Here is a 22,136-nt window from a genome sequence, read left to right as displayed (position 1 = left end):
CACATGGTGGACACGTGTACGGAGACATGGTTGACACTTTTCGGCAAGCAATCTGCCGGGAATACGACCATGCCTTGGAACGCGAGAGATGCCATGAGCTTGAGAGAAGAGTTCGTTAACCTGGCCAATCACCCGGACGCTAATATGAGGGAGCTATGCCGCCGGTTCGGCATTAGCCCTCAGACGGGTTACAAATGGCTCAATCGATTTCGACAGGACGGCCTGCCCGGCTTGCAGGAGCGCTCTCGAAAGCCGGCCGCCAGCCCTCGCAAGACTCAGCCTGGGCTAGAAGAGGAAGTGATTGCCATCCGTAAGGAGCACTCTACGTGGGGTGGCCGAAAGATCAGTCACCTGCTTGATCAGCGAATCTGTGCCAGCACCGTAACCAATGTCCTGCATCGGCATGGATTGATCACCGCAGAGGCATCCGAGGCCGCTAAACCATGGACACGCTTTGAGCGCGAAGCCCCGAATGATCTGTGGCAGATCGATTTTAAAGGCTTCTTCCAAACGGCTCAGGGACCTTGTTATCCGCTGACGCTGATTGATGACCACTCTCGCTTCAACCTTGTGATACAGGCCTGCGCACATCAGCGCACAGAGTTGGTCATGGAGCACCTGACCGATCTGTTCAGCCGGTATGGACTGCCTGTGCAGATCAACGCGGATAATGGCTCGCCCTGGGGAGCACCAAGAAATCCTGGAGAACTCACACCGCTAGGTATCTGGTTGGTTCGACTAGGAATTCGACTGACTTTCAGCAGACCAGGGCACCCACAAACCAATGGCAAGGATGAGCGATTCCATCGGACGCTCAAGGCCGAGGTACTGACAGGGCGCAGCTTCCGGGATCTGCGAGAAGCGCAGGAAGCTTTCGACCTCTGGCGGGGCATTTACAACTACAAGCGTCCTCATCAACAGCTGGGCTACAAAGTGCCGGCAGATCGCTACCAGATGAGCAGGCGGGCCTTCCCAAGCCGTCTACCGACCGTTGAATACGGTCCCGACGATATTCTGGTGAAACCCTACAGCAGTCAGTTTCGCTTCAAGAAGCGCTCATTTCGGATAGCGAAGGCGCTAGCAGGCTATGTATTGGCGCTCCGCCGCAGCGATCAAGGGCCCGACCATTTTGATGTTTACTTCTGCCAACACAAGCTGCGAACCATCGACTTCAACAACCCCGACGGTAAGCGATAATGTGTCCACCATGTCCCCGCACATGTGTCAGCGATGTCTCAAGTCCATACATCTTGGCAAAAGTCGGCAAAACCGTTCGGCTCCGTTCATACGGCCCCTACGCTTCGCTCCGGGGTTCCCTCGCTCCGTTCTTGCTCCCGTGGGTACCGCGCTGTACGCCCCATCCTGGGGCGCAGCGCTCGACGGCCATCCATGGCCGTCGCCCCACTACGCAAGAACTCCGCTCGGCCTCCTGAAGTCGCAATTGCCGGCGCCTGAACTGTCGCGCGCTTAGAAGCAAGAGCCGGAACAGGAAATGCGAAGCTTACTGTTTCAAAGTTAGTTATGTATTGGCTGTTCCGGCCTATCGCGGGGCAAGCCCGCTCCCACGTTAATCCCGCAACAAGCTGAATCCATCTGCGTGGGAGCGGGCTGGCCCCGCGAAACAATCGAGAGATTAATTACGCTCCAACTAGCGACAGCTGCGCCAGTCCAGGCGCCGCCCGTAACTTCGCGACTTCAGGAGGCCGAACGCAGGTCTTGCGGAGGGAGGTGACGGGCATGGATGCCCGTCAAGCGCTGGGGCCCAGGATGGGCCCTGCAGCGCGGTCCTCCCGGGAGCAAGGCCGGAGTGAGGGAACCCGGAGCGAAGCGCAGGGCCGGATGAATGGAGCGTGTACGGATCACCCACATGGGTTACACAAAAGTTCACTCACATAGGTGACAACACCTTGAGCGTTACATAACCATCAGTGGCATCCCGCACATCGATTCTGCCAAGGATGATGGGACCGAAAATAACATCCCAGACGCCATCCCCAACCTGCTCCAGTCCAATGGTCTGGTGCTTGAGCACATAACCTACGTAGATCCTCAAGCCCCGGCGATTGATGATGCCGGAGCTATCAGCCGGCAAGCTCTCGATATGACTGGGATAGGTCATTTCGGGGAGCTTTTCAGGGAATGGGCGTGGAGATGGCTGGTAGCAAGACGCCGGTGTTTTCTGCTTCAGCGCTTCATGCAAGCGCTCGTGATTGTAGTGCTGCCGAAAGCGATCAAAGTGCCGTTGTTGAGCCTCCCAGGCCACTGCCGGCGGCGATGGGAGCGTGCTTTTGAGCGTTCGATGCATGCGCTCGTGGCGGCCATTCTGTTCAGGCCGACCAGGCGCAATGCGCTCGGGAATGATGCCTAGACGCAGCCACCAGATCGACAGCTGAGAAAGTCCCGCACGCCCCTTACTGGCAAACGGCACACCGTTATCGGTACGAATCCGCTCAGGCAAGCCATTCTCTCGGAACACTTGGGTGAAAACGGCCTGGGTTTCCAGCAGGTTGGTATTGGGCATGCTGTGGCAGGCGAGGAGGAAACGACTGGCGTGATCCATGATCGTCAGCGGATAGCACCAGACGCCTGCACCTGTCAGAAATTGACCTTTGTAGTCCGCACTGAACAGCTGGTTAGGCGACTCGGCCTTCTCCAGTGGCTTGGGATAGACCGCTACACGCTGACGTAAGCGGCGTGGTTTGACCAATTCGGCTTTCTTGAGGATGTTGTAGATCGCTGTCTTCGAGGGCGGCGCCTGATCAGGGAAACGCTCCTGCAGCGCAGCCTGGATCTTTTTCGGCCCCGGTTCCGTTTCGCCTCGACTGCGCAATTCGATGATGGCTTCGCGAACTGCGGCGGGTACGACCCAATCCTGGTTCAACCGGCGGCGGCTGCGTTCTTCCAGCCCCGAAGGCCCCTCTTTCTCATATCGCTCGACCCATTTGTAGCCGGTCTTTCGGCTGATCTCGTAGGCCTGGCACAGGGCACTGAAGCTGGGCGGCCCCTGCAGGTAATCCGCGATGAAAAGCATTTTAAGGTCCATAGGTTTCAGCTCTCGCCAAGGCATGGTCAGATCCTCGAAAACCGACCCTGCCAGTTAAAGACTGTTACCTATGTGCGTGAACTGATTTGTAACCCATGTGGGTGAGTCATACCAGCGAGGATTTTTTGGTTCCTTTTTGATCCTTCAAAAAGGGACCCGCCGTAAGGGCCATCCCTTTCAAGGTCTTCGGTAGAATTCGCTGAAATCCAGTCAGGAAGACCCGAGCGATGTGGGCTGATGTACTAGCGCGATTCGAGAAAAAAGCACCCGCCAGCGTAATGGCCAAACTTGCCTTGGAGCAGGCCATTGCGCCGGAGTGGGTCGATCAGGTTTTCGAGGAGCACCGCCAACGGCAGTATTCTCGCGAGCTGCTGTTCTCGACCATCATCAAGTTGATGTCGCTTGTTTCATTGGGCTTGAAGCCATCGCTGCATGCTGCGGCAAGACAACTGGACGACCTTCCCGTCAGCCTGGCAGCTCTGTACGACAAGATCAGTCGAACCGAACCTGCCCTGTTGCGTGCTCTGGTGACAGGCTGCGCGCAGCGCTTGGCGCCGACAATCCATGAGTTGGGCTGCTCAGCCATGCTTCCTGATTGGCAAGTTCGGGTGGTCGATGGCAGCCACTTGGCCTCTACCGAAAAGCGTCTTGGCGCGCTGCGCCAAGAGCGCGGAGCGGCTCGCCCCGGGTTTTCGGTGGTGGTTTACGACCCCGACCTGGATCAGGTAATTGACCTCCAGCCGTGCGAGGACGCCTACGCAAGCGAACGAGTTTGTGTTTTGCCGTTGCTGGCTGAAGCAAAGACCAATCAGGTTTGGATCGCTGACCGTCTCTACTGCACGCTGCCTGTAATGGAGGCGTGCGAACAGGTGAATACATCATTTGTCATTCGCCAGCAGGCCAAGCATCCACGCTTGATCCAGGAAGGTGAGTGGCAAGCACCGATGCCCGTCGCCACAGGCACTGTGCGCGAGCAATCCATCGAAGTAAAAGGCGGGCACCGCTGGCGACGTGTCGAGTTAACGCTTCATTCACCAAACGACTCAGGTGATAACAGCTTGATGTTCTGGAGCAACCTGCCCGAGAGCATCAGTGCGCAACAGATCGCAGACTTCTATCGGCGCCGCTGGAGCATTGAAGGGATGTTCCAGCGGTTGGAAGCAATTCTGGAAAGTGAAATTGAAACCCTCGGCAGTCCGCGAGCCGCCTTGCTTGGATTCACCACTGCCGTGCTGGCATACAACGTTCTGGCCTTGCTCAAGCGAAGTGTTGAACAGGCTCACCGCGATGCCTTGCCCGAGAATTGGGAAGCCTCGATCTATCACTTGGCGGTGCAGATCAGAGGGGGTTACGAAGGCATGCAGATTGCCCTGCCATCCGAGTACATGCCCGTTGTTCCGATGGAAAACCTGGCTCAGCGCCTGCTGGAGCTGGCCAGAAACATCCAGCCCAGACAGGTTGCGAAAAGCCCACGAGGCCCCAAGGTGCCCAAAGCGAAGGCCTGGGTGCAAGGGACCGCTGTACATGCTCATGTTTCGACGGATCGGGTCATCAAGGCCGCCAAAACCAAAAGACCTTGAAAGGGATGGCCGTAAGGGCGGAAAGGTGAATAAGCGTCGGCATCACAAATGAATGCGCATACAACTTCCAAAACCACCAAACAACAACAACAACAACAACAACAACAACAACAACAACAAGGGGCGAATCAGAAGTCAGAACAACCAACCCCAATCCGCCCCCCATGTCAAAAACCTGATATCAATTCAAAGCATCAAGCAAAGCCTGATTCATCTCCGGCGTCCCAATGGTAATCCGCAGGAACTGCGCAATCCGCTCCTGCTTGAAATGCCGAACAATCACCCCCTGCTCACGAAGCCGCGCCGCGATCCCGGCAGCATCCTGGCCGGGATGCCGGGCAAAGATAAAGTTCGCCGCCGAAGGCAGCACTTCGAACCCACGCGCCACCAACTCAGAAACCAGCAAGTCCCGGCTGTCGATAACCTTGCCGCAGGTCTCATCGAAATACTCACGGTCGTCGAACGCCGCCGCCGCCCCGACAATCGCCATGCGATCCAACGGATAGGAGTTGAAGCTGTTCTTGATCCGCTCCAACGCCTCGATCAGGTCAGGATGCCCCACCGCCAGGCCAACCCTGAGCCCCGCCAGCGAACGCGACTTGGACAAGGTCTGGGTCACCAGCAGGTTGTCATAGCGATCAACCAGGCTGATGGCCGTTTCGCCACCGAAATCGATGTAGGCCTCATCGACCACCACCACCGAATCCCGGTTGGCCTGCAGCAGTTGCTCGACCGCCTCAAGCGGTAACAGGCAGCCGGTCGGCGCATTGGGGTTGGGGAAGATGACCCCGGCATTGGGCTTGCTGTAGTCCGAGACCCGGATCTGGAACTGCTCATCCAACGCCACCTGCTCGAACGCGATACCGTACAGGCCGCAATACACCGGATAAAAGCTGTAGCTGACGTCCGGGAACAGCAGCGGCCCACGATCGTGCTGGAACAGGCCATGGAAGATGTGCGCCAGCACCTCGTCCGAACCGTTGCCGACGAACACCTGGGCCGGTGTCACACCATAGTACTCGGCCACCGCCTGCTTGAGCCGGTCACCGTTCGGGTCCGGATACAGCCGCAGGTTGTCGTTGAGCTCGCCGCGCATGGCCTCCAACGCCTTGGGCGACGGGCCATAGGGGTTCTCGTTGGTGTTCAGTTTGACCAGACGCGCCAGCTTGGGCTGCTCGCCCGGCACGTAAGGCACCAGGTCCTTGACGAAGGGACTCCAGAAACGACTCATGCTCAGTTCCCCTTCTCGTTGAGGATGCGGTATTCGGCGCTACGGGCATGGGCGGTCAGCGACTCGCCACGGGCCAGCACCGAAGCGGTGTGACCCAGTTCGGATGCGCCCTGCTCGGAGCAGAAGATGATCGACGAACGCTTCTGGAAGTCGTACACACCCAGTGGCGAAGAGAAGCGCGCGGTGCCGGAGGTTGGCAACACATGGTTGGGGCCTGCGCAGTAGTCGCCCAGCGCCTCGCTGGTGTGGCGGCCCATGAAGATCGCGCCGGCATGGCGGATCTGCGGCAACCAGGCCTGCGGGTCGGCCACCGACAGCTCCAGGTGCTCAGGGGCGATGCGGTTGGCCACCTCGATGGCCTGCTGCATGTCACGCACCTGGATCAGCGCGCCACGGCCGTTGATCGACTTCTCGATGATCTCGGCACGCTCCATGGTCGGCAGCAGCTTGTCGATGCTGGCAGCGACGCGATCGAGGAAAGCGGCGTCCGGGCTGACCAGGATCGCCTGGGCATCCTCGTCGTGTTCGGCCTGGGAGAACAGGTCCATGGCGATCCAGTCCGGATCGGTCTGGCCGTCGCAGACCACCAGAATCTCCGAAGGGCCGGCGATCATGTCGATACCAACCTGGCCGAACACATGGCGCTTGGCAGTGGCCACGTAGATGTTGCCCGGGCCGACGATCTTGTCCACCTGCGGCACGCTCTCGGTACCGTAGGCCAGGGCTGCCACGGCCTGGGCACCACCGACGGTGAACACCCGGTCGACCCCGGCGATGCAGGCTGCGGCGAGGACCAGTTCGTTGACCTCGCCACGCGGGGTCGGCACTACCATCACCACCTCGCCGACGCCCGCGACCTTGGCCGGAATGGCATTCATCAACACCGACGACGGGTACGATGCCTTGCCACCAGGCACATACAGCCCGGCGCGGTCCAGCGGCGTGACCTTCTGACCGAGGACGGTGCCGTCAGCCTCGGTGTACTGCCACGAGTCCTGCTTCTGCCGCTCATGGTAGATACGCACGCGGTTGGCGGCCTTTTCCAGGGCCTCGCGCTGCACCGGGGTAATGCGCGTCAGCGCCAGCTCCAGGCGCTCGCGATCGAGGATCAGGTCATCGATTGTCTTGGCATCGACGCCATCGAAACGCTGGGTGAACTCCACCAGCGCCTGGTCACCGCGCTCACGCACGGCCTTGATGATGTCGAGCACGCGCTGGTTGACCGCGTCATCGGACACACTTTCCCAGCTCAGCAGATGATCCAGATGTCGGGCGAAATCCTGGTCAGCGGCGTTGAGACGGGCAATTGCAGTGGACACGGTCATGGCGAGGGCCTCGTTATTAGCGGATGTTCAGGCGCCCTAAAGCTACCACTCCATCCGCGCGGGCACCTGAGAAAAAAGGCTATGACGCGGATAGACGGGCGCGACAGCGGAGGTCGCGCGCAGAGGTCAGCCGCGGTGTCGCGATTCGACGGCGTTGCGCAGGGTGTCGATCAGGCTCTGGATACGGGCGTGCTGCATCTTCATGGAGGCCTTGTTGACCACCAGGCGAGAGCTGATCGTGGCGATCAGGTCCTGGGGCTCGAGGCCGTTGGCGCGCAGGGTATTGCCGGTGTCGACCACGTCGATGATCTTGTCGGCAAGGTTGATCAGCGGCGCCAGCTCCATGGAGCCGTACAGCTTGATGATGTCGACCTGGCGGCCCTGTTCGGCATAGTAGCGCTTGGCTACATTGACGAACTTGGTAGCCACGCGCAGGCGACCTTTGGGCTCGGGTGCGCCGGTTACGCCAGCGGTCATCAGCTTGCACTGGGCGATCTGCAGGTCCAGGGGTTCGTACAGGCCCTGGCCACCGTACTCCATCAGCACGTCCTTGCCGGCCACACCGAGGTCGGCGGCGCCATGCTCGACATAGGTCGGCACATCGGTGGCACGCACGATGAGCAGGCGCACATCATCCTGCGTGGTGGGGATGATCAGCTTGCGGCTCTTGTCGGGATTCTCGGTCGGCACGATACCGGCCTCGGCCAGCAGTGGCAGGGTATCGTCGAGAATACGGCCTTTGGATAGCGCGATGGTCAACATTGGAACGTCGGTCCTTAAGCGTCTACTGCCGGCCGGGCTCAGCAGCCCGACCACATACGATTCGGCTGGCGCGTCCCTGCGCCACGATGACTGCTAGCCCGGTACGCGACGGATCTTCGCGCCCAGCATCTGCAGTTTCTCCTCGATGCACTCGTAGCCACGGTCGATGTGGTAGATGCGATCGATCAGGGTGTCGCCTTCGGCGACCAGCGCCGACAGCACCAGGCTGGCGGAAGCGCGCAGGTCGGTGGCCATTACCGGCGCACCTTTGAGCGCCTTGACGCCAGTGACGATGGCGGTGTTGCCCTCGACCTGGATCTGCGCGCCCATGCGGTGCATCTCATACACGTGCATGAAGCGGTTCTCGAAGATGGTCTCGATCACCGCGCCAGTGCCTTCGGCGATGGCGTTGAGCGAAATGAACTGCGCCTGCATGTCGGTCGGGAACGCCGGGTACGGAGCCGTACGCAGGTTAACGGCCTTCGGCCGCTTGCCGTGCATGTCCAGCTCGATCCAGTCTTCGCCGGTGGTGATGTCGGCGCCGGCTTCCTTGAGCTTCTCGAGGACTGCTTCGAGGATGGTCGGGTCGGTATCCTTGACCTTGACGCGGCCACCGGTCACGGCAGCGGCGACCAGGTAAGTGCCGGTCTCGATACGGTCGGGCATGACGCGGTAGTTGGCCGAGTGCAGGCGCTCGACGCCATCGATGGTGATGGTGTCGGTACCGGCGCCCTGGATCTTCGCACCCATGGCGATCAGGAAGTTGGCCAGGTCGACCACCTCCGGCTCACGGGCGGCGTTCTGCAGCACGCTACGGCCCTTGGCCAGGGCAGCGGCCATCATGATGTTCTCGGTGCCGGTGACACTGACGGTGTCGAAGAAGAAGTGCGCGCCACGCAGGCCGCCTTCGGGGGCCTTGGCCTTGATGTAGCCACCCTCGACGTCGATCTTCGCACCCATGGCCTCGAGGCCGCGGATGTGCAGGTCGACCGGACGCGAACCGATGGCGCAGCCACCCGGCAGGGCTACTTCGGCCTCACCGAAGCGGGCCACCATGGGGCCGAGCACCAGGATCGAGGCGCGCATGGTCTTGACCAGCTCGTAGGGGGCGACCAGGGTCTTGATGGTACGCGGGTCAATCTCCACCGAGAGCTTTTCGTCGATCACAGGCTCAATGCCCATGCGACCGAACAGCTCGATCATGGTGGTGATGTCGTGCAGGTGCGGCAGGTTGCCGACCGTGACCGGACCATCGCACAGCAGGGTGGCCGAAAGGATCGGCAGGGCGGAGTTCTTTGCGCCGGAAATGCGAATCTCGCCATCAAGACGCGCGCCACCGGTGATAATCAGTTTGTCCATACGTATCTCGCCGCCAAGTAGGCTCAGGTTCGCTCAGCCCAGGCTGCGCTGCTGAAGAATTTCATGGTTACCGCGTGAATGCTGCCGTTGGCGATCCACGGATTGAGGTGAGCATAGATCGCCTGCTGACGCTTGACCGGGCTCTGGCCGGCCAGCTCGTCGCTGATCACGTTCAACTGGAAGTTGCAGCCTTCGCCTTCAACTTCGACCTGGGTTCCCGGCAATTTCTCTTCCAGAAAGCTTTTAACTTCTACGGCCTGCATGCTCAACCTCGATCGGCGCCCAACGCGCGCGGGTCGGCCATCATACAAAAAAGCCCCTCGCCTGCGAAGCCCATGACGGGGCGCACTGACCGAGGGGCCTTTCCCGAACGACAGGGCATCAGCCCGCCAATACCTCATCGAGGTCATAGACCCCGGCAATTTCCTGCATGTTCTCGGGGATACCGCGCAACTCCCAGGTTTTTCCAGCCGCCTGGGCATCGCGCATAAACCCCAGCAGCAACGACAGGCCAACGCTGCTCGATTTGACCACCGCAGTGCAATCGAACACTAGGCGCGCCTCGCCACTGGTGGCGATCAACGCCTTGCCCTGTTTGCGCAGGGCTGGGCCACTGCGGTAATCCAGCACGCCGGCCAGGGCAAGAACGCCCGGCGCGGCCATGCTCACGGCGGCGTCGCTCATTTGACTTCCTTATCCGGCGAGCTGTCGGCTGTTTCCTTGGCCTTGGCCACTTCACCGGCCCAACCGTCGATGGTCTTGTCCAGGTTGTTGCCGTTACGCTGCATGGCATCCTGGAACTGGTCGCGGAACAGCTTGCCGATGTTGATGCCGTTGACGATGACGTTACGCACCTTCCACTCGCCGTCCAGCTTGACCATGGTGTACTGCACCGGATAGACCGCGCCGTTGGTGCCGGTGATCTTCATGCCGACGCTGGTGCGATCGTCACCCTCGGCCTTGGCCGGGTCGACGGTGATGCCCTGGTTGTTGTACTCCAGCAAGGCGTTGCCATAGAACTGCATCAGGCTGCGCTTGAAGTTCTCCTGGAAGCGCTGCATCTGCGCAGTGGTGGCCTTGCGCGAATACTTGACGGTCATGATGCTCTTGGAGATGCCGTCGGCATCGACCACCGGACCAAGGTTGCTGTTGAGCGCTTTGTAGAAGTCCTCCGGATTGGCCTTGTACTGCTCCTTGTTGGCCTTGAGGTCGCTGAGCAACTGGGTGGTGGTGCCCTGGATGACATCACGGGCGGACTGCCCGGGAGCCGCCATGACCAGCAGGGGGAAGGCCGCCAGCAGGACCAGCAGGCCACGTCGCAGGATCGAAATCATGGAAACTCCTTAATTAGCCGGTTGAGCTTCTTTCGGTTCCTTGCCCACCGAGTTGAGCAGGAACTTGCCGATCAGATCTTCCAGCACCAGCGCCGACTGCGTGTCGTGGATGGTGCTGCCATCCTTGAGAACCACGTCCTCGCCGCCCACGCTGATGCCGATGTACTTCTCGCCCAGCAGGCCGGCGGTCAGGATCGAGGCAGTGGAGTCGGTCGGCAGGTTGTCGACATGCTTGTCCAGCTGCAGCGTCACCCGACCGGTATACGAGTCGCGGTCCAGATCGATGGCCGTGACCTTGCCGATGGTCACACCGGCCATGGTCACTTTAGCTCTGACCGTCAAACCGGCGATATTGTCGAAGTACGCATAAACTTTATATGTGTCGCTGCTCGGGCTGGCCGACAGCCCGCTGACACGCAGGGCCAGCAGCAGCAGCGCCAGGATCCCGGCCAGGAGGAACAGGCCGACACCGATTTCCAGGGTGCGGTTTTGCATCAGAAATCTCCAAACATCAAGGCGGTCAGAATAAAGTCCAGACCCAGGACTGCCAACGAGGCATAGACCACGGTCTTGGTGGTGGCACGGCTGATCCCTTCTGAAGTGGGCTCACAGTCGTACCCCTGGAATACGGCGATCCAGGTAACGACGAAGGCGAACACCAGGCTCTTGATCAGCCCGTTGAGCACGTCGTCGCTGAAAGAGACACTGTTCTGCATGTTGCCCCAGAACGAGCCGTCGTAGACGCCCAGCCAGTCCACGGCGACCCACGAGCCGCCCCAGATGCCCACCACGCTGAAGATCAGCGCCAGCAGCGGCAGCGAAATGAAGCCGGCCCACAGGCGTGGCGCCACGATGTACTTGAGCGGGTCGACGCCGATCATTTCCAGGCTCGACAGCTGCTCGGTGGATTTCATGTTGCCGATTTCGGCGGTCAGCGCAGAACCCGCGCGGCCAGCGAACAGCAAAGCGGTGACCACCGGCCCGAGCTCGCGCAGCAGGGTCAGGGCGACCATCTGCCCGACCGCCTGTTCCGAGCCATACTTGTTGAGAATGCTGTAGCCCTGCAGCGCCAGGACCATGCCGATGAACACGCCGGACACGACGATGATCGCCAGCGACAGCACACCCACCGAATACAGTTGCTTGACCAGCAGCTGGAAACCGCCGCCGATACCACTGCGCCCGCCCAGCGAATGGCCGAGGAACAGGCACGAGCGTCCCAGTACGGCCAGCACATCGATGGCCGAACGGCCGAACAGACGGATACGTTCGAGTAAGGATTTTCTGCGCATCAACGCGTCCCCAGCAAATCGGCGCGGTAGTCAGGCGCAGGGAAGTGGAAGGGTACCGGGCCATCAGGGTCGCCTTTCATGAACTGGCGGATGCGCGGGTTGTCCGAGCCCATCAGTTCGTCCGGCGTGCCCTGCCCCAGCACCTGGCCATCGCCGACCACATAGATGTAGTCGGCAATGCTCGCGGTTTCCGCAAGGTCATGGGACACCACGATACTGGTGATGCCCAGGGCATCGTTGAGCAGGCGGATCAGGCGCACCAGCACGCCCATGGCGATCGGGTCCTGGCCGACGAACGGCTCGTCGTACATGAGGATCTGCGGGTCGAGGGCGATCGCACGGGCCAGCGCCACACGGCGCTTCATGCCGCCGGACAACTCGTCGGGCATCAGGTCGATGGCGCCGCGCAGGCCCACGGCCTGCAGCTTCATCAGCACGATGTCGCGGATCATCTCGTCCGACAGCTGCGTATGCACCCGCAGCGGAAAGGCCACGTTCTCGAACACATCCAGGTCGGTGAACAGCGCACCGCTCTGGAACAGCACGCCCATCTGCTTGCGCGCATCGAACAGGTCGCCCCGCGACAGCGCGGGCAGGTTCTGCCCATTGACCCAGACTTCGCCGCCGGCCGGGCGCAACTGCGCGCCCATCAGGCGCAGCAAGGTGGTCTTGCCGCACCCCGAAGGCCCCATGATGCCGGTGACCTTGCCGCGGGGAATGCGTATGTCCACGTTGCTGAAAATGCTGCGCGAACCGCGCTTGAAGGTGACGCCCTTCAACTCGACCGCGTAGGCGCTATCCACACTCATCTAGACTCCTTGCTAGTGCAGCCTCGTCATAGTGGACGCCTGCCTTCATCTTGAAGGCACACAGGTCCCCGGCGGGCCGAATAGCGGCGAACTATAGCACCGCTGATAGGCCCGCCCCAAGGCCGTCACCCCACTCGTTCAGGGCCCAGACAGGCAGGCGCGGCATCCATATGACATTCGAAGGATGAGCCTTTCACACATTGCGGCTATAATCGCCGCCTTTTCATCAGGCATTGCGTTTCGACATGACCCAATCCAGCGAGCTGATCCAATCCGCCCAGCGCACCCTGCGCCTCGAACTCGAGGCCGTGGAGGCCTTGCTGGCCCGCATCGACGGGGACTTCGTCAAGGCCTGCGAACTGATCCTGGCCAGCAAGGGACGGGTCGTGGTGGTAGGCATGGGCAAGTCGGGGCACATCGGCAACAAGATCGCCGCCACCCTGGCCAGCACCGGCACCCCGGCGTTCTTCGTGCACCCGGCCGAGGCCAGCCATGGCGACATGGGCATGATCACCCGTGACGATGTCATTCTTGCCCTGTCCAACTCCGGCAGCACCGCCGAGATCATCACCCTGCTGCCTTTGATCAAGCGCCTGGGCATCCAGATGATCAGCCTCACCGGCAAACCGGACTCGCCCCTGGCCCAGGCCGCCGAGGTCAACCTCGACGCCAGCGTCGCCCAGGAAGCCTGCCCGCTCAACCTTGCGCCGACCTCCTCCACCACCGCGGCGCTGGCGCTGGGCGACGCCCTGGCCATCGCCCTGCTGGAGGCGCGCGGTTTCACCGCCGAAGACTTCGCCTTCTCCCACCCGGGCGGCGCGCTGGGCCGTCGCCTGCTGCTGAAGGTCGAGCACGTCATGCATGCCGGCGAAGAGCTGCCTGTGGTAAAGAGCGGCACCCTGCTCAAGGACGCGCTGCTTGAAATGTCTCGCAAAGGTTTGGGCATGACCGTGGTGCTGGGTAACGACGGCAAGCTGGCCGGCGTCTTCACCGACGGTGACCTGCGCCGCAGCCTGGACCGCAACATCGACGTGCACAAGACGCTCATCGACGAAGTCATGACCGTGCACGGCAAGACCGCCCGCGCCGAGATGCTCGCCGCCGAGGCACTGAAGATCATGGAAGACCACAAGATCAGCGCGCTGGTGGTTGTCGACCAGGACGACCGCCCGACCGGCGCCCTGAACATGCACGACCTGCTGCGCGCCGGAGTGATGTAAATGAACCAGGACCTGATGCAACGCGCCAAGACTATCAAGCTGGCGGTGTTCGACGTTGACGGCGTGCTCACCGATGGTCGCCTGTACTTCCTCGAGGACGGCAGCGAGTTCAAGACCTTCAACACCCTCGACGGCCACGGCATCAAGATGCTCATGGCCTCGGGCGTGACCACCGCGATCATCAGCGGGCGCAAGACCCCCGTGGTCGAGCGCCGGGCGAAGAACCTTGGTATCCCGCACCTGTTCCAGGGCCGCGAGGACAAACTGGTGGTGCTGGACGGCCTGCTCGCCGAACTCAATCTAAGCTATGAACAGGTCGCCTACCTCGGCGACGACCTGCCCGACCTGCCGGTGATCCGCCGCGTCGGCCTGGGCATGGCGGTGCAGAATGCCGCGGCCTTCGTTCGCCAGCACGCCCACGGCGTTACCCAGGCCCGCGGCGGCGAAGGCGCCGCCCGCGAGTTCTGTGAACTGATCATGCAGGCCCAGGGCACCCTGGACGCTGCCAACGCCCATTACCTGTAAGGCTGCCCATGCTCAGCAAGAAGATCAGAAATGTCGCGCTGCTAGGCGGGATCGCTGCCGTGCTGGTTGCTGTAGGCTACTGGAACATCAGCCCGGAAAGCTTCCTCGAACAGCCCCAGGCCCAGGTCGACCAGAGCGCCATCGACTACTACGCGATCAACGCCCACAGCTTGCAGTTCCTGCCCGACGGCAAGCTGCAGTACGAAATGACCGCCGCCAAGGTCGAGCACCTCAAGGCCAGCGAGGTCACCCTGGTGACCACGCCCGACCTGCACATGTACCGTGGTACCGAATACCCCTGGCATGTGCAGAGCAAACGCGCCGAGGTCAACCCGGACGGCACCGAGGTGGAGTTGATCGACGAGGTGCGCGTGGCGCGCACCGACGAGAAGCAACGCGAAACCATCATCACCAGCACACGCATGACCGTGTTCCCGCAGAAGCAATATGCGCAGACCGAGCAAGCCGTTAGAATCGACGGCGCCGGTGGCACGACTACGGGCAAAGGAATGAAAGCGTATTTGAAAGAAGGCAGGATGGACCTGCTCTCTAACGTAAGAGGACAGTATGAGGCTCGTTAAAACCATCCCCCTTCTGCTCAGCCTGGGCGTAGCACTGGGAAGCGCGAGCGCCTTCGCCCTGCCGAACGACCGTGACCAGCCGATTCGCATCCAGGCGGACAACGCCCACCTGGACGACAAGCAGGGCGTCGCCACCTACACGGGCGACGTGATCATCACCCAGGGTTCGATGATGATCAAAGGCAACACCGTGACCATGACCCGCGCCGCCAACGGCGATATCGACGTGGTCACCTCGGTGGGCAACCTGGCCTACTTCGAGCAGCAGCAGAGCGCCGCCAAGCCCGACAAGATGAAAGGCTGGGCCGTGACCATCCAGTACCAGGCGCAGAAAGACGTGGTGATCCTCACCGACCGCGCCAAGGTCGAGAACGAAGGCAACACCACCGAAGGCGAGAAGATCGTCTACAACACCAAGACCCAGGTGGCTACCGCCGGACGCGGTGGCAACGTGACTGCACCGCGTCAGCGTATCGACATGGTCATTCAACCGAAGAAAAAGGCCGAGTAAATGGCAACCCTCAAAGCCCAGCACCTGGCCAAGAGCTACAAGGGCAGGCAAGTCGTGCGCGACGTCAGCCTGTCCATCGACAGCGGCCAGATCGTCGGCCTGCTCGGCCCCAACGGCGCCGGCAAGACCACCTGTTTCTACATGATCGTCGGCCTGGTCCAGGCCGACCAGGGCCGTGTGCTGATCGACAGCCTCGACGTTAGCCACCAGCCGATGCACGGGCGCGCCCAGGCCGGTATCGGCTACCTGCCGCAGGAAGCGTCGATCTTCCGCAAGCTGTCGGTGGCCGACAACATCATGGCCATCCTCGAGACCCGCAAGGACCTCGATCGCGAAGGGCGCCGCAAGGAGCTGGAAAGCCTGCTGCAGGAGTTCCACATCAGCCATATCCGCGACAATCTGGGCATGAGCCTGTCCGGTGGCGAACGTCGCCGGGTCGAGATCGCCCGCGCCCTGGCCACCGCACCCAAGTTCATCCTGCTGGACGAACCGTTCGCCGGGGTCGACCCGATTTCCGTCGGCGACATCAAGCAGATCATCCACCACCTCAAGAACAAGGGCATCGGCGTACTGATCACCGACCACAACGTTCGCGAGACCCTGGATATCTGCGAGACGGCCTACATCGTCAACGATGGCCAACTGATCGCCGAAGGCGATGCCGAGACCATCCTGGCCAACCAGTTGGTCAAGGAAGTTTACCTGGGGCACGAGTTCCGACTCTGACCACAGGCCTGCCCGGAGCACTGGCGAATGCGCCTGATCGGGGCTTAAGTTGTTACAGTGCTCTAGGCAAACGCTGCAATTTCAGGCATATAACTTGCTTAAAGTCGGCGCCCAAGCGCCCTACGTGTAGTGGATGGCGCATGCGCGCCGGCAACAAGGTATTAAGCCCCAGCCATGAAACCATCGCTCGTCCTAAAAATGGGCCAGCAACTGACGATGACACCTCAGTTGCAACAGGCCATCCGCCTGCTTCAGCTCTCCACCCTGGACCTCCAGCAGGAAATCCAGGAAGCGCTGGAGTCCAACCCGATGCTCGAACGTCAGGAAGACGGCGAGGACTTCGACAACAGCGACCCCATGGCGGACAACGCCGAGAACAAGCCGACCGCCGAAGCCCAGGACAACAGTTTCCAGGAAACCTCCAGCAGTACCACGGAAAACCTGGAGGACGGCGAATGGGCCGAGCGGATCCCCAACGAATTGCCGGTCGACACCGCCTGGGAAGACATCTACCAGACCAGCGCCAGCAGCCTGCCGAGCAACGATGACGACGAATGGGACTTCACCACCCGTACGTCGGTGGGCGAGAGCCTGCAAAGCCACCTGCTGTGGCAGCTCAACCTGGCGCCGATGTCCGACACCGACCGGCTGATCGCCGTCACCCTGATCGACAGCATCAACGCCCAGGGCTACCTGGAAGACACCCTCGAAGAAATCTGCGCCGGTTTCGACCCGGAGCTGGACATCGAGCTGGACGAGGTCGAGGCGGTGCTGCACCGCATCCAGCAGTTCGAGCCGGCCGGCATTGGCGCCCGCACCCTCGGCGAATGCCTGCTGCTGCAACTGCGCCAGCTGCCGGCCTCGACACCCTGGATGAGCGAGGCACAGCGCCTGGTCACCGACTTCATCGACCTGCTCGGCAGCCGCGACTACAGCCAGCTGATGCGCCGGATGAAGCTCAAGGAAGACGAACTGCGCCAGATCATCGAACTGGTACAGAGCCTCAACCCGCGCCCGGGCTCGCAGATCGAGTCCAGTGAACCCGAATACGTCGTGCCCGACGTCATCGTGCGCAAGGACAGCGAGCGCTGGCTGGTCGAGCTCAACCAGGAGGCGGTGCCGAAGCTGCGCGTCAATCCGCAGTACGCCGGCTTCGTCCGGCGCGCCGACACCAGCGCCGACAATACCTTCATGCGCAACCAGTTGCAGGAGGCGCGCTGGTTCATCAAGAGCCTGCAGAGCCGCAACGAGACGCTGATGAAAGTGGCGACGCAGATCGTCGAGCACCAGCGTGGCTTCCTCGACCATGGCGACGAGGCCATGAAGCCGCTGGTCCTGCATGACATCGCCGAGGCGGTGGGCATGCACGAATCGACCATTTCCCGGGTGACCACGCAGAAATACATGCACACCCCGCGCGGCATCTACGAACTGAAATACTTTTTCTCGAGCCACGTGAGCACCGCCGAAGGCGGCGAATGCTCGTCCACGGCAATCCGCGCGATCATCAAGAAACTGGTGGCTGCGGAAAATCAGAAAAAGCCATTGAGTGACAGCAAGATCGCTGGTTTACTGGAGGCACAAGGCATCCAGGTAGCCCGTCGCACCGTCGCCAAGTATCGCGAGTCGTTGGGGATCGCCCCTTCGAGCGAGCGCAAGCGGCTGATGTAGCCCCCGGATGTGCCACAGCGTTTCAGTGGCAGGTGCAACACCTGCCTCTTTATGCACGGGCAACAAAGGAGAAGCTGTATGCAAGTCAACATCAGTGGACAGCATGTAGAAGTCACCCAACCACTGCGCGATTACGTGCTCGAGAAGCTCGCCCGGGTGGAGGGTCATTTCGACAAGATCACCAACGTGACGGTGATCATGAAAGTCGAGAAGCTTCAGCAGAAGATCGAAGCCACGCTCCAGATTCCCGGCGGTGAGGTGGTTGCAAACGCCGAACACCAAGACATGTATGCAGCGATCGATGCCCTGGCCGACAAGCTCGACCGCCAACTGAAAAAACACAAGGAAAAACAGCAAAGCCTGCTGCAAGGCGCAGCCGCCCGCTGATCCCCCTCATCCATGATCCGACTTGAAACCATCCTGACCCCCGGCCGTTCCCTCGTGAACGTGCCGGGCGGCAGTAAGAAGCGCGCCCTGGAAAAGGTCGCCAACCTGATCGCCGAGCAAGTACCCGAGCTGGAGATGCAAGACGTCTTCGACAGCCTGTGGGCTCGCGAAAAACTGGGCTCCACCGGTTTTGGCAATGGCATCGCCATACCCCATTGCCGCCTGGCAGGTTGCAGCGCGCCTGTCAGCGCCCTGCTGCATCTGGAAGCCCCCATTGATTACGATGCCATCGATGGCGCCCCGGTCGACCTGCTGTTTGTCCTGCTGGTCCCGGAAGCCGCCACCGACGCGCACCTAGAACTGCTGCGCCAGATCGCCAGCATGCTTGATCGCAAGCAGGTCCGCGATAAACTGCGTGCCGCCGATAGCAGCGAGACCCTCTACCAGGTCGTCCTGGACGTACAAAACGAGCACTGAACATGCGCCTGATCATCGTCAGCGGTCGCTCCGGCTCCGGTAAGAGCACCGCCCTCGACGTGCTGGAAGACAACGGCTATTACTGCATCGACAACCTGCCCGCCGGGCTGTTGCCGCAGCTGGCTGAAAACGCCTTGATCAACACAGAGCTGTTGCAACCCAAGGTTGCGGTCTCGATCGATGCACGCAACCTGCCCAGCCATCTGTCACGCTTCCCTCAGTTGCTGGAAGAGGCACGCTCCCGGCATATTCAGTGCGACGTGCTGTATCTGGATGCCGACGAAGACACACTGCTCAAGCGTTTTTCGGAGACCCGCCGCCGCCATCCACTGACCAACGACAGCCGTTCGCTGGCTGAGGCAATCCGGGTGGAGAGCGAGCTGCTTGGGCCGATCGCCGACCTTGCCGACCTGAAGATCGATACCACCAACCTGAACCTGTACCAGTTGCGTGACTCGATCAAGCTGCGCCTGCTCAACCAGCCCGAGCCCGGCACTGCGTTTCTCGTCGAGTCATTCGGTTTCAAGCGTGGCATGCCGGTGGATGCCGACCTGGTGTTCGACGTGCGCTGCCTGCCCAACCCGTACTGGAAGCCGGAACTTCGCGAACATTCCGGCCTCGAACAGCCGGTGATCGACTACCTGGCCGCGCAGCCGGACGTCGAGGAGATGTTCCAGGACATTTCCAGCTACCTGCTCAAATGGCTGCCGCGCTTCGCCGCCAGCAACCGCGCCTATGTCACTATCGCCATCGGCTGTACCGGCGGCCACCACCGCTCGGTGTACATTACCGAACGGCTTGGCCAACTGCTCCAGCAATCCCTGAAAAACGTCCAGGTCCGCCACCGCGACCTCTAGCCACAGGATCCGCCCCACGATGCCCGCCCGCGAAATCACCATCATCAACAAGCTGGGCCTGCATGCGCGGGCGGCCGCCAAGTTCGTCGGCGTGGCCGGGCGCTTCCCCTGCCAGGTACGGGTCGGGCGCGCGCCGGACAAGCTGGTGGACGGCAAGAGCATCATGGCGGTAATGATGCTCGCCGCCGGCAAGGGCACTCAGGTGCACCTGCTCACCGAGGGCGAGCAGGACACCGACGCCATGGAAGCGTTGGTCGCGTTGATCGAGAACTTCTTCGACGAAGGCGAATGAGCCAGGCGAGGACGGCAAACGGATAATTGGAGCGTGGGAGCGGGCTTGCCCCGCGATGCCAGTGTCGCCGGTGCGATGCATCGCGGGGCAAGCCCGCTCTCACGCCAATACTGCGATAACTGCTTCGCCAGCAAGGCTGGCTCCGGCAGTTTCTGAGCTGCGGCGTCAGGACATCGCCGTGTCCATTACCATCATCAGACAGAACCCAACACACAACCCCAGGCTCGCCAGGCGGTGATGCCCGTTGCTGCGTGAGTCCGGAATGATCTCCTGGGTCACCACCAGCAGCATCGCCCCCGCCGCGCAGGCCAGGCCCAACGGCAGCAACAGTTCGGCAATGTTCACCAGCCAGGCACAGATCACCGCTGCCAGCGGCTCGACCAGCCCCGATGCCGCACCGATCAGAAACGCCTTGAAGCGCGGCATGCCCGCTCCTGCCAGCACCAGCGCAATCACCAGGCCCTCAGGCACATCCTGCAACGCGATGCCCATGGCCAGGCTATCGGCATCAGGCATCCCGCCACCGGCGGAAACCCCGATCGCCATGCCTTCGGGGATGTTGTGGGCAATGATGGCGATGACGAACAGCCAGATCCGCGCGGCGATAACAGGTTGCCGCTCACTGCCGACCAGGGCCTCCGGTGAAGCGCCGGAGACCTTGAGGTCGACCAGAAACAGGCACAACGCGCCGAACAACAGGCCGCTGCTGATCACACCACCGGCGCCCCATGGGCTGAAGCCGATGGCCTGGGCCGCATCCAGCCCGGGAATGATCAGCGAGAATGCGGTGGCCGCCAACATCACCCCAGCACCAAAACCGAGCAAGGTGTCGGCCACGGCCACTGGCATGTTACGGATTACCAGCACCGGCACCGCGCCCAAGGCCGTCCCCAATGCGCACAGGGCTCCGCCCTCCAGGGCTCGCAACATGCGCGGTTCCAGGTCCAGCCAGGCGATGCCACGCGTCACCAGCAACGCGGTGCCGACCAGCAACAACACGGTCCCAAGCGCCAGACGGAACAGGCGCACACTGCTGACAGACATCACCTGCGAGCGCATACCGGCCACACTCACTTCAGGGCTTCAAGGTAGCGGCGTTCCACTTCGGCCCAGTCGACCACGTTGTAGAAGGCGCCGATGTACTCAGGACGGCGGTTCTGGTACTTCAGGTAATAGGCGTGCTCCCACACATCCAGGCCGAGGATCGGCGTATTGCCGTGCATCAGCGGGCTGTCCTGGTTACCGCTGCTCTCCACAACCAGCGTTTTCTGCGGGGTCACGCAGAGCCAGGCCCAGCCACTGCCGAACCGGCTCAGCGCGGCCTTGGTGAAGGCCTCCTTGAACGCCTCGAAACCACCAAGTTGCTCGTCAATGGCCTGGGCTACCTGACCCTCGGGTTGGCCACCGCCCTTGGGCGACATGACGGTCCAGAACAACGTGTGGTTGGCATGGCCACCGCCCTGGTTGACCACCGCCCCTTGCAGTTTCTCGGGCAGTTGCTTGACTGCGCCCACCAGTCGCTCCACCGGCCATTCGGCCCATTCGGTGCCCTCGATGGCGGCGTTGAGGTTGTTGATGTAGGTCTGATGGTGCTTGCTGTGGTGGATCTCCATGGTTTGGGTATCGATGTGCGGTTCCAGCGCATCGTAGGCGTAGGGCAACGCAGGCAAGGTATGTGGCATGTCAGTGGATTCCGTAGGCAGGTTTGCGTTCCGTGATGTCCGCGTGCGCGACCAGCTCGCTGGCTGCGGGCGCCTGGTGGTTCAGCAGGCGCTCGGTACGCGGGTATTGGCCGTACTCGGCGATGAAGCTCAGCAGTTCGGTGTAGGTGCGCCCGCTGTGGCGCAAGGCCGCGTCGCGCAGGGCCTGGGGCAGGCGTTGTTCCTGGCTGGCCTGGAGCAGCCGCTGGTGCGCCGCGCACAGGTAGTCGGCGCTTTCGTGCGGCTGGTTCAGGCGCAGGTGCAGGTCGGCCAGGTTATGGTGGGCGATAACCAGTGCGGCCACCGCCTCGTCGACGTCATGCCAGCGCTCGAACAGCACCTGCGCCAGGGCCAGTGCCTGCAGGTAGTGCTCCCGGGCGTCGACCAGCTCGCCCTGCTCGAACAGGCGGTTTGCATCTTGGGTGGTGCGTTTCCAATGCTGCATGACGTGCCT

The 22,136-nt window shown here is 61.6% G+C and carries 26 protein-coding genes; 12 read left to right on the top strand and 14 right to left on the bottom strand.

All coding sequences use genetic code 11. The features are described 5' to 3' along the window. The first annotated feature begins 69 nt into the window (after positions 1–69). Complete coding sequence (locus KHO27_RS01330; protein WP_214500386.1) at positions 70–1,197, top strand: IS481 family transposase; 1,128 nt, start codon at positions 70–72, stop codon at positions 1,195–1,197. A gap of 691 nt (positions 1,198–1,888) precedes the next feature. Here the strand turns inward: KHO27_RS01330 and KHO27_RS01325 are convergent. Then, positions 1,889–3,067, bottom strand: coding sequence for an integrase core domain-containing protein (locus KHO27_RS01325; protein WP_165678491.1), 1,179 nt, complete (start codon positions 3,065–3,067; stop codon positions 1,889–1,891). 254 nt (positions 3,068–3,321) lie between these two features. Here KHO27_RS01325 and KHO27_RS01320 point away from each other — a divergent pair, with 254 nt between their 5' ends. Then, positions 3,322–4,623: an IS4-like element ISPpu8 family transposase gene (locus KHO27_RS01320; protein ID WP_214500505.1), complete on the top strand. Its 1,302-nt coding sequence runs from the start codon at positions 3,322–3,324 to the stop codon at positions 4,621–4,623. Between the two features lie 181 nt (positions 4,624–4,804). On the opposite strand, the gene hisC is transcribed toward KHO27_RS01320, so the two are convergent. The 10 genes from hisC to KHO27_RS01270 form a co-directional block, all read right to left on the bottom strand. Continuing rightward, the gene (hisC, locus tag KHO27_RS01315; RefSeq protein WP_214501045.1) at positions 4,805–5,854 is read right to left on the bottom strand and encodes a histidinol-phosphate transaminase; all 1,050 of its coding nucleotides are present in this window, start codon (positions 5,852–5,854) and stop codon (positions 4,805–4,807) included. 2 nt (positions 5,855–5,856) lie between these two features. Then, a complete protein-coding gene (gene hisD, locus KHO27_RS01310) occupies positions 5,857–7,179 on the bottom strand; it encodes a histidinol dehydrogenase (protein WP_102682722.1) in 1,323 nt (440 codons plus the stop codon). Between the two features lie 126 nt (positions 7,180–7,305). Then, positions 7,306–7,941 carry an ATP phosphoribosyltransferase gene (gene hisG, locus KHO27_RS01305; RefSeq protein ID WP_023630427.1) on the bottom strand — a complete coding sequence of 212 codons (636 nt, stop codon included), beginning with the start codon at positions 7,939–7,941 and terminating at the stop codon, positions 7,306–7,308. A gap of 93 nt (positions 7,942–8,034) precedes the next feature. Beyond that, complete coding sequence (gene murA / locus KHO27_RS01300) at positions 8,035–9,300, bottom strand: UDP-N-acetylglucosamine 1-carboxyvinyltransferase (protein ID WP_046856963.1); 1,266 nt, start codon at positions 9,298–9,300, stop codon at positions 8,035–8,037. 23 nt (positions 9,301–9,323) lie between these two features. Continuing rightward, a complete protein-coding gene (locus KHO27_RS01295; protein WP_023630425.1) occupies positions 9,324–9,563 on the bottom strand; it encodes a BolA family protein in 240 nt (79 codons plus the stop codon). Positions 9,564–9,681: 118 nt separating this feature from the next. Beyond that, positions 9,682–9,984, bottom strand: coding sequence for an STAS domain-containing protein (locus KHO27_RS01290; protein WP_214501044.1), 303 nt, complete (start codon positions 9,982–9,984; stop codon positions 9,682–9,684). Next, positions 9,981–10,634: an MlaC/ttg2D family ABC transporter substrate-binding protein gene (locus tag KHO27_RS01285; RefSeq protein ID WP_214501043.1), complete on the bottom strand. Its 654-nt coding sequence runs from the start codon at positions 10,632–10,634 to the stop codon at positions 9,981–9,983. Before KHO27_RS01285 ends, KHO27_RS01290 begins: the two co-directional genes overlap by 4 nt. A gap of 9 nt (positions 10,635–10,643) precedes the next feature. Continuing rightward, positions 10,644–11,129, bottom strand: a complete 486-nt coding sequence (gene mlaD, locus KHO27_RS01280) for an outer membrane lipid asymmetry maintenance protein MlaD (RefSeq protein ID WP_023630422.1) — start codon at positions 11,127–11,129, stop codon at positions 10,644–10,646. After that, positions 11,129–11,926: a lipid asymmetry maintenance ABC transporter permease subunit MlaE gene (mlaE, locus tag KHO27_RS01275; RefSeq protein ID WP_214501042.1), complete on the bottom strand. Its 798-nt coding sequence runs from the start codon at positions 11,924–11,926 to the stop codon at positions 11,129–11,131. Before mlaE ends, mlaD begins: the two co-directional genes overlap by 1 nt. Further along, positions 11,926–12,735 carry an ATP-binding cassette domain-containing protein gene (locus KHO27_RS01270; protein WP_023630420.1) on the bottom strand — a complete coding sequence of 270 codons (810 nt, stop codon included), beginning with the start codon at positions 12,733–12,735 and terminating at the stop codon, positions 11,926–11,928. Before KHO27_RS01270 ends, mlaE begins: the two co-directional genes overlap by 1 nt. A 245-nt stretch (positions 12,736–12,980) precedes the next feature. Here KHO27_RS01270 and KHO27_RS01265 point away from each other — a divergent pair, with 245 nt between their 5' ends. From KHO27_RS01265 to KHO27_RS01220, 10 genes are all read left to right on the top strand, one after another. Continuing rightward, positions 12,981–13,955: a KpsF/GutQ family sugar-phosphate isomerase gene (locus KHO27_RS01265; protein ID WP_110700391.1), complete on the top strand. Its 975-nt coding sequence runs from the start codon at positions 12,981–12,983 to the stop codon at positions 13,953–13,955. Beyond that, a complete protein-coding gene (locus KHO27_RS01260; RefSeq protein ID WP_110700393.1) occupies positions 13,956–14,480 on the top strand; it encodes a KdsC family phosphatase in 525 nt (174 codons plus the stop codon). An 8-nt stretch (positions 14,481–14,488) separates the two neighbouring features. Then, entirely contained in the window at positions 14,489–15,061 is a 573-nt protein-coding gene (lptC, locus tag KHO27_RS01255; protein ID WP_046856968.1) for an LPS export ABC transporter periplasmic protein LptC, read from the top strand. Next, complete coding sequence (lptA, locus tag KHO27_RS01250) at positions 15,048–15,572, top strand: lipopolysaccharide transport periplasmic protein LptA (RefSeq protein ID WP_023629083.1); 525 nt, start codon at positions 15,048–15,050, stop codon at positions 15,570–15,572. Before lptC ends, lptA begins: the two co-directional genes overlap by 14 nt. Beyond that, positions 15,573–16,298 carry an LPS export ABC transporter ATP-binding protein gene (gene lptB / locus KHO27_RS01245; protein ID WP_023629084.1) on the top strand — a complete coding sequence of 242 codons (726 nt, stop codon included), beginning with the start codon at positions 15,573–15,575 and terminating at the stop codon, positions 16,296–16,298. It abuts the gene before it with no gap. Positions 16,299–16,472: 174 nt separating this feature from the next. Next, the gene (locus KHO27_RS01240) at positions 16,473–17,969 is read left to right on the top strand and encodes an RNA polymerase factor sigma-54 (protein WP_102682718.1); all 1,497 of its coding nucleotides are present in this window, start codon (positions 16,473–16,475) and stop codon (positions 17,967–17,969) included. A 78-nt stretch (positions 17,970–18,047) separates the two neighbouring features. After that, positions 18,048–18,356 (top strand): ribosome hibernation-promoting factor, HPF/YfiA family, encoded by a 309-nt coding sequence (gene hpf, locus KHO27_RS01235; protein WP_023629086.1) that lies wholly within the window; start codon positions 18,048–18,050, stop codon positions 18,354–18,356. Between the two features lie 12 nt (positions 18,357–18,368). Then, on the top strand, positions 18,369–18,833 hold the full coding sequence (gene ptsN, locus KHO27_RS01230) for a PTS IIA-like nitrogen regulatory protein PtsN (protein ID WP_214501041.1): 465 nt from the start codon (positions 18,369–18,371) through the stop codon (positions 18,831–18,833). 2 nt (positions 18,834–18,835) lie between these two features. Next, on the top strand, positions 18,836–19,690 hold the full coding sequence (gene rapZ / locus KHO27_RS01225; protein ID WP_023629088.1) for an RNase adapter RapZ: 855 nt from the start codon (positions 18,836–18,838) through the stop codon (positions 19,688–19,690). A 19-nt stretch (positions 19,691–19,709) separates the two neighbouring features. After that, positions 19,710–19,982, top strand: coding sequence for an HPr family phosphocarrier protein (locus KHO27_RS01220; protein ID WP_046856970.1), 273 nt, complete (start codon positions 19,710–19,712; stop codon positions 19,980–19,982). A 165-nt stretch (positions 19,983–20,147) separates the two neighbouring features. Here the strand turns inward: KHO27_RS01220 and KHO27_RS01215 are convergent, their stop codons facing one another. Genes KHO27_RS01215 through KHO27_RS01205 form a run of 3 tightly spaced genes read right to left on the bottom strand, consistent with a single transcriptional unit; the run spans position 20,148 to position 22,127 of the window. Next, positions 20,148–21,041 carry a ZIP family metal transporter gene (locus KHO27_RS01215; protein ID WP_214501952.1) on the bottom strand — a complete coding sequence of 298 codons (894 nt, stop codon included), beginning with the start codon at positions 21,039–21,041 and terminating at the stop codon, positions 20,148–20,150. Between the two features lie 11 nt (positions 21,042–21,052). After that, positions 21,053–21,664 carry a superoxide dismutase gene (locus KHO27_RS01210; protein WP_110700396.1) on the bottom strand — a complete coding sequence of 204 codons (612 nt, stop codon included), beginning with the start codon at positions 21,662–21,664 and terminating at the stop codon, positions 21,053–21,055. A 1-nt stretch (position 21,665) separates the two neighbouring features. After that, positions 21,666–22,127, bottom strand: coding sequence for a DUF2753 family protein (locus KHO27_RS01205; RefSeq protein WP_111531718.1), 462 nt, complete (start codon positions 22,125–22,127; stop codon positions 21,666–21,668). Positions 22,128–22,136: the final 9 nt, after the last annotated feature.

Source organism: Pseudomonas sp. RC3H12 (assembly GCF_018596375.1).
In the GTDB taxonomy this organism is placed as follows: Bacteria; Pseudomonadota; Gammaproteobacteria; order Pseudomonadales; family Pseudomonadaceae; genus Aquipseudomonas.
Note: the sequence above shows the minus strand (reverse complement) of the source record. Positions and strands in the feature narration are given on the sequence as shown.